Origin of the sequence: Bradyrhizobium sp. NBAIM03, from assembly GCF_020194055.1 — a bacterium.
Taxonomy (GTDB): Bacteria; Pseudomonadota; Alphaproteobacteria; order Rhizobiales; family Xanthobacteraceae; genus Bradyrhizobium; species Bradyrhizobium yuanmingense.
On sequence record NZ_JADYVS010000156.1, the window covers coordinates 1 to 447 of the forward strand.

Consider the following 447-nt stretch of genomic DNA (forward strand, 5'->3'; position numbering starts at 1 on the left):
GTGCAGGATCAGTTGGACAAGCTTGAAGCGGCCGCCCGGCTCAATCCCAAGGCAGTCAGTCGTGATGCAATCGACAACGCTGCCAACGCGGTACGGGTGGCACACGGCAATCTCGTTGTTGCCCAGCGTCAGTACGACCTGACGCGCGCCGGCGCCTGGAGCTATGACATCCGCACGCTGCAAAAACAGCGCGATGCCTTGCAGAAGGGCGCGGCGGCGGCGGCAGCGCTGCTCGAAAAGTATGCCGTGCGGGCGCCGATAGACGGTGTTGTCATGTCCGTCAATACAGCAATTGGCGGCTATGTATCGCCACAGGGCACCTATGACGCCTACACGCGGGCCAACGTGCCACTCGTCACGATGAGCGCCGGGCAGAACAAGCTGGCCGTGCGCGTGTATGTGGATGAGATTCTGGTGCACCGCCTTCCGCCCGGCACGGTGCAGGCA

Annotated in this window: 1 pseudogene; it reads left to right on the top strand. The window is 63.1% G+C overall.

From position 1 onward, the window contains the following. Window positions 1–12: 12 nt before the first annotated feature. Window positions 13–447 (top strand): annotated as a pseudogene (locus I6F21_RS37855) (hypothetical protein); the annotation flags it as partial.